We start from the raw sequence: 6,918 nt of genomic DNA, 5'->3' as shown, positions 1-6,918 counted from the left end.
CGGGCCTTTAGGGCGCAACGTTGTCCTTGAGCGTGCATATGGCGCACCTTCAATCACCAAAGATGGTGTAACAGTAGCAAAAGAAATTACCCTCGAAGACAAGCTTGAAAACATGGGTGCACAAATGGTGCGCGAAGTTGCAAGTAAAACTGCTGATATTGCAGGCGATGGAACCACAACTGCAACTGTACTTGCACAAGCAATTTTCAGAGAAGGTAATAAATTTGTTACCGCTGGCGCAAACCCAATGGAATTAAAGCGTGGTATTGATAAAGCAGTTGAAGTAGTTGTAGAAACTATCAAAAAAAACTCTGCTGCTGTTTCTGATAAAAAAGAAATTCAACAAATTGCTACTATTTCTGCTAACTCTGATGAAACAATTGGCGACTTAATAGCAGAAGCAATGGAGCGCGTTGGCAGAGATGGCGTTATAACTGTTGAAGAAGCACGCGGTATGAAAGATGAATTGAGTGTTGTAGAAGGCATGCAATTTGATCGTGGATATCTTTCTCCATACTTTGTTACCAATCAAGAAAAAATGGAAGCATTGCTAGAAAATCCATTCTTGTTGATTGTAGAAAAAAAAGTTACCAACATGAAAAGCTTGCTCCCTATTTTGGAACAAGTTGCAAAAACTGGTCGCTCACTGTTAATCATCGCTGAAGATGTTGAAGGCGAAGCACTTGCAACATTAGTAGTAAACAGATTACGTGGTGTGCTTAATATTGCTGCTGTTAAAGCTCCTGGTTTTGGCGATCGTCGCAAAGCTATGCTGGAAGACATTGCAATTGTAACTGGTGGTAAACTTATCTCAGAAGATATTGGCTTAAAACTAGAAAACATTCAGCTGACTGATCTTGGTACAACAAAACGTGTAGTACTTACCAAAGATAATTGCACAATCATCGAAGGCCAAGGCGACGTCGATGCTATCAAAGGTCGTGTAATGCAAATCAGAATGCAGATCGAAAATAGCACATCTGATTACGACAAAGAAAAAATGCAAGAACGCTTAGCAAAACTTGCTGGCGGCGTTGCAGTTATCAAAGTTGGTGCAGCAACAGAAACTGAAATGAAAGAAAAGAAAGATCGCATCGAAGATGCACTCAACGCAACACGCGCTGCAATTGAAGAAGGTATTGTTGCTGGTGGTGGCGTTGCATTGATCCGCGCACAAAAAGCGGTTGATGAACTACAACTTGAAGGCGATCAACGTCTTGGTGTACAAATCGTTCGCCGTGCTTTGGAAGAACCACTCCGTGTGATTTCATCAAATGCAGGTTACGAAGCTTCAGTCATTACCAATAAGGTAAAAGCTGAATCTGGCAATATTGGTTTTGATGCTAAAAAAGGTGAATATGTTGATATGGTTAAAGCGGGTATTATTGATCCTGCTAAAGTAACACGTTCAGCTATTCAACATGCAGCATCAATCGCAGGATTATTGCTGACAACAGAAGCATCAATTTGTGATATTGCTGAAGATAAAAAAGAAACACCTAATATGCCTAATATGGGTGGAATGGGTGGTGGCATGGGCGGAATGTACTAAAAAGATTGTATCTCTAAAAAAAGGGCTTTGCTATTTTAGCAAAGCCCTTTTTTTGATCTTATAATTTTTCCTGCTTATACTACTCTCAAAAAAGAGAAAAGGAATTTTACATGAAGTACAACCTTGCCGCTGTATCACTGCTTTTACTGTGCATTCAACACACGATTTTCACAATGGATACGGAACTGCAACCTATCTATACAAGAGTAAATAGTTCAGAACAATTGAACACATGCATTGCTCTTGATGAGATGATCTCAGTCATTAACAATGCAATTAACAAAAAATTCCCAAAAAATAATTATTTCTTTAATATGTTCACCACCCAACTAACTGAAGAAGGTATGTTTGACGTCATAAAAACCATTTATGAATGCTATGGTAAGCATTGTATACCCAGCAATGATCTCATTGCAGCGCTCTATTTAAAAAATGATTTTTTCAAACAAGCTATTGAGCATTTTATTACACATGCTCGGACAAATTTAGAAAATGTTACTGGAGCAAACTTATCAGTAATAGCTGATCCCACAATGCAACAACCCATACCTCAACTCAATCATCTTACACCTGCTATAAGAGCATATTGTATGAATCGCGCACTACGAAAAATAAACCATACAATTGATATCGTACTGCCAGAACAGATGTCAACAGTGCACTATGATATCCATTCTGAAGTAGATCTTCTTGTAACAAGTAGCTCCAATGGAATAATTCATTTATGGAATCTAGCAACAGGTAAATATTTATATACCCTACCTGGGATATTTAAACCTACTATTGTGAGATTTGATTTTGATGGATTGCAACTTCTCACGCTAACAACAGAAAATCAAATAAAAATATGGGATATTGATTCTAGAAAGGCTCTCTATATCATAGAACAACCAACACCTATCTTAGATGCACTGTTTACCAAGAACGAATCAGATGCTCAACTCGCCATTTTTAGCCCTACCAATTGTAAACATCAATCACTATTATCATTGTACACACTCTCCAAAAACCAAAAACCTAAACCTTCCAAACCAATAATAGTCCCATTCCAAAAGAAACATCTTAATCTTACATATCAAGGCAATTATCGTTCTTTCATAGAAGGCTCTAAGTTAATGGTAAGCAAAAAACATTGTGATCCATTATGGTTCTGCGAACAAGCAACTCAAAAATCAGGCTCATTCGACATAAAAAAAACACCTGTCTACAAGCAGTTAACACCTTATGAACAAGATATAATCGATAAAAAAATTGCCACTTCAGCTATTTCTGCCTCTTCCCAGAAATAGCCTCATGAAGTGTAAACATTTCGCTGTATCTCTCTTTTTATTTGGTTACCCTTTCTACATACTATTACCAATGGATCTGCAATTCCAATATCGCTGTCTTAACAGAATGATTAATGTTCTTGATAATGCAATTACAGAAAAAAAGTTTAACCCACTCCGGTTATCTGTATCAAACGGATATACCATCATGCATATCGTTGATAGTTTTAATGAAAATAATTTCAGAATTACCCCAATGATCCTTTTGCTTCTTTACAAAAAAAATAAATCTTTTGCACAAGCTATTGATTATTTTGGGCGTCTTGCGTATAAGAATTTACATATCGTTACCTGCGATAATTTAGAAGTGATTGAAAATCCAATATCGCCACAACCAATGGAAGAGCTCAATCTATTGCCTCTCTCAATCAAAGAATATGTTATGTTCCTTCTTCGTGATCAAATCAAGCGAGAATATAAGATTTGTTTTTCCTTAGGAGAAAAAAACAAAATTATATCTTTTGATATTTGTCCATATACCGACTTAGCTGCCACAAGCAGTACAAACGGAAATTGTTGTCTATGGTCTTTAAAAACAGGTCAACTCTATTATCTTCTTCCAGAACACAATAGAGTTGATAAGGTACAGTTTAATTATCATGGAACCAAACTGACACTTATTACACGTAGTGATGCTGGAGATAGACAACTTATAAAAATATACGATCTTCAGACAATACGACTATGGCACGCGATAGAACCAATAAAAAGGATTGACATATTTGCCCAACAAGCTAACCGTGATTACATTCAAAAAGGCAATTACCTAGCTGAGTGTCGAAGAACTTTTGATGAATCGATTTTATATATAACAAAATATAACTGTACAAATCTCGCTCTTTGCGAACGAGCAATAGCAAATACCAACAATCAGCAATCTTTGCAAAAACTCTGGTCTTTATCGTCGTACATAGAATTAACACCTATAGAAAAAGGTATAATACATGGACAATATCAACAAAAAGTCCATACATTAACTACAATCAAAACTCAACAACCATCAAAGTAATACTCTTATAACCCAACTGCCACAAACTATTGATTTATCTTTTTTTATTTTGACATATTCAAACTGTATTGTAGGAACAGTAGGCAAAAAAAGGTATCTCAATGAAAAAAAAGAATACATATACTTTACAAATATTTATCCTCTGCTGCACTATTGCATTACCTTTCAGCACATTATTGTGCCGTCGCGACCCAAACAAACCTACTGCCACAACACAAGCTTCTTCGGACTCCACAGATGAAGAATTAGATGAAGAACAGCGGCAACCAGATACAACAATTATCGCGAGCACAAAAGAGATTCAAGTTGCTACTCCTATTCCAGGCATACTGACAAGAATGTATAGCACCGTTGCACCCATTATTCTTGTAACTCTTAACCAAGCACTAGGAACCGGAATTGGAGCTACCACCAAAAGTCTTATTAAACAATTTATGGCACGACAAGCATTTACAACACTCAAAAATGATACTTTACTAAAAATAGATCAAAAGCTTGCTCCAGAATATCTACAGACTATGTCTCAACAAAATAAATTAGATCTCGCAAAAGCACTGTTAGCTCAGCAAAAAATAGACTTTGATCGAATGGAAAAGCAAACATCATTTTCATCAATATTAGGTCAAGCGGTCTACATCGGTATGCTTAATACCGTAATCCCTATAATCGGTACATTCGTGGGCTATGGAGCAACGCTGGCTCTGCAAACCATGATGCCCGGTGGTAAATCTTAAGTTTTTACCAAAACCCTACAACCTCCCACAAATATTTACAAAAAAAATAATTCTCTCCTTTGAACCTCATCATGCTATTATTTACCATGCAACACACGCATGATAAATAATATAAGTTGTATGTCAGGTTCTTGTATGAAAAAACTATTACTCATCGCTATTATAACTTTTTTAACAAGCTCAAATATCCTCTGTATTTTTGGACAAAATAAAGACAAGATGATTACAGTTAAAGCTCAAGTGGATTTACAAGAAGTGGACTTTAGTAAAATAAGAAAAGAACTTTATCCCCACTTTAAAGAAGAATTCCATAACTTTATTGCTTCATTCATTAATTTTGAAAACGCTATCCAATTTGGCGCCCCTATTGCATTGTTTGGATTTATAAGTTTGACGGGATTTTATGGAACGCGCTTATTTTGGCGTGTTTTAGAGAAACGACTACTGAGTACAAAACCTGTAATTAGGAAACGCAAAAAAGTTAATGCTACAGCTGGATGCACAATAAAAAATGGGACATTACGTCCCATTTTTATTTTATAATGCTGTATATTTGGTAGACTTACCTTTGCACTTTTCAACCGGATATTTACGCGCTGCTTCAATGCGCTTGTGCGCAATTGCAGCACTTAAATCGATATTATGACGCACGCAAAATGCTAAAAGTAAAACGGCTACATCAGCAATTTCATCTTCTGCATCTTGTCTACACTTTTCTAATGCTTCATACGATGCAGCACTTTCACACCACAAAAAAAGATCCATCAATTCAGTCGCCTCGGAAACAAGAGCCATACTCAAATTCTTTGGACTGTGAAACTGTTGCCATTCGCGATCTTCAACGAATTTTTTAACATCATTTTTTAATGATTCTACCGTCGTTGTTATATCAGCCATCTGGGGACCCCCGTTAAGATTTCATCCGTTGTATTGCCGTATTAAGCTCTGCTGAAAATGAATCAAACGCTGCTACGATAGCATCCACGTTTTCTTGCTCATACGTATAGGATGTAAGGTGCCGTTTCTCTATAAAACCAAACCATTCTTCTGGGTTATCAATTAATTTTGCAAGAGCAGCTTTTCTAAATATGTCTCTTGGTGCCGTTGATTCTACACCTTGAGTCGCTAAAATGCGCTTCATAATTTTCCACGATAATTCATAGCAAATTTTGAAAGCTTGCACCGCACCAGCCTGATCCTGATCATCTTTCATATTTTTGCGAAAACGTTCAAAGACTACCTGTGCTTTTAGCAAATTACTCATCAAATCGAGTGTAGATTGTTCCATTGTTCATCTCTTTGCATATTGTTTTATTGTTGTAAAAAATCGACCACAAATTGACTCCACGATTTTAACCCCATGTTACATTTCATTGCACACGGGGACCCCTTATTAAGAAATCAACTACAAATTGACTCCAGGATTCCATACACTCTTTTTGTGCAATGCATTCCGATAAAGGTACCAAAGTACCACTTTTTAATTCCGATTTTATTGTAATATTAGGCACATCACCAGTAAGCAACAATACAAAGCCAATATGCACTTTACCAACATCATCGGAATCATCATTAAGAATACCGAGCGGTTTTACGCTCAAGTTCCCTGCATAATCAACTTCTTCATGAAATTCACGCATTGCCCACGCAAATAATGAATTTTCTTTCTCAAGACCCTTCGTAGCCTCGCTCAAAGAGCCCTTCGAAGCTTCATGCGAAGTAGGGGCGTAGTAGGGTTGCATATCTTCTTGACGAATATGACCGCCAATGCCAAGCGTCAACTTATTTCGCAATCGTGCTTCTGAGGCATCTGATTTGCGCTGCATCAAAAAATACGTATTGTTATGTTCAAAAACGAGATATGGAATAATTTGCTTATATGTTGGATCTGTTTCCATAACTGAACGTGGCAAGAATTCTTTTTTATCGTTAATTATGTTCAAATAATGTTCAAAATTAACTTCTTTTAACCCATGCCACGCATCCATGCTTGCAAAAAGGTGTTCGCGTGGAACTACTAAAATAAGTTCATCATGCGTTTGTGTATTTTGTTGTTGTTGCGTAGTTACTTGTGCCATAAGTTTATTTTCCTTGTTCTGTTTTTACTAAGTGCGTAAAGAACGCAAAGTATTTATGCCATGCTTCATCGGTAGATGAAAAGTTCTAAAATGAAGTGCGACTCCAACCCATGTATAATAATGGGTACTAACAAACAGGAGTCGCCTCATGGAAGAAAAGTATACCCATTTTACAGGGAAAGATCGAGAGAGTCTGTATATTTGGAAACAGGAGGGG

General features: G+C 36.8%; 8 protein-coding genes. 5 read left to right on the top strand and 3 right to left on the bottom strand.

Going from position 1 to position 6,918, the window contains the following annotated elements; all coding sequences use genetic code 11:
* The 5 genes from groL to VJJ26_02245 all read left to right on the top strand — a co-directional run.
* The coding region (groL, locus tag VJJ26_02265; GenBank protein ID HLC06991.1) for a chaperonin GroEL at positions 1–1,552 on the top strand (1,552 nt) is incomplete at its 5' end.
* Between the two features lie 110 nt (positions 1,553–1,662).
* On the top strand, positions 1,663–2,841 hold the full coding sequence (locus VJJ26_02260) for a hypothetical protein (protein ID HLC06990.1): 1,179 nt from the start codon (positions 1,663–1,665) through the stop codon (positions 2,839–2,841).
* Between the two features lie 4 nt (positions 2,842–2,845).
* The gene (locus tag VJJ26_02255; protein HLC06989.1) at positions 2,846–3,889 is read left to right on the top strand and encodes a hypothetical protein; all 1,044 of its coding nucleotides are present in this window, start codon (positions 2,846–2,848) and stop codon (positions 3,887–3,889) included.
* Positions 3,890–3,990: 101 nt separating this feature from the next.
* A complete protein-coding gene (locus VJJ26_02250) occupies positions 3,991–4,623 on the top strand; it encodes a hypothetical protein (protein HLC06988.1) in 633 nt (210 codons plus the stop codon).
* Positions 4,624–4,758: 135 nt separating this feature from the next.
* Positions 4,759–5,166, top strand: a complete 408-nt coding sequence (locus tag VJJ26_02245) for a hypothetical protein (GenBank protein HLC06987.1) — start codon at positions 4,759–4,761, stop codon at positions 5,164–5,166.
* On the opposite strand, the gene VJJ26_02240 is transcribed toward VJJ26_02245, so the two are convergent.
* The 3 genes from VJJ26_02240 to VJJ26_02230 form a co-directional block, all read right to left on the bottom strand.
* On the bottom strand, positions 5,161–5,520 hold the full coding sequence (locus VJJ26_02240; GenBank protein ID HLC06986.1) for a nucleotide pyrophosphohydrolase: 360 nt from the start codon (positions 5,518–5,520) through the stop codon (positions 5,161–5,163). The two genes, VJJ26_02245 and VJJ26_02240, sit on opposite strands and share 6 nt — an antisense overlap.
* A gap of 13 nt (positions 5,521–5,533) precedes the next feature.
* Positions 5,534–5,911 carry an HI0074 family nucleotidyltransferase substrate-binding subunit gene (locus VJJ26_02235; protein HLC06985.1) on the bottom strand — a complete coding sequence of 126 codons (378 nt, stop codon included), beginning with the start codon at positions 5,909–5,911 and terminating at the stop codon, positions 5,534–5,536.
* Positions 5,912–5,993: 82 nt separating this feature from the next.
* Positions 5,994–6,701, bottom strand: coding sequence for a hypothetical protein (locus VJJ26_02230; protein ID HLC06984.1), 708 nt, complete (start codon positions 6,699–6,701; stop codon positions 5,994–5,996).
* Between the last annotated feature and the right edge of the window lie 217 nt (positions 6,702–6,918).

Source organism: Candidatus Babeliales bacterium, from assembly GCA_035288105.1.
GTDB lineage: Bacteria > Babelota > Babeliae > Babelales > Vermiphilaceae > SOIL31.
Note: the sequence above shows the minus strand (reverse complement) of the source record. Positions and strands in the feature narration are given on the sequence as shown.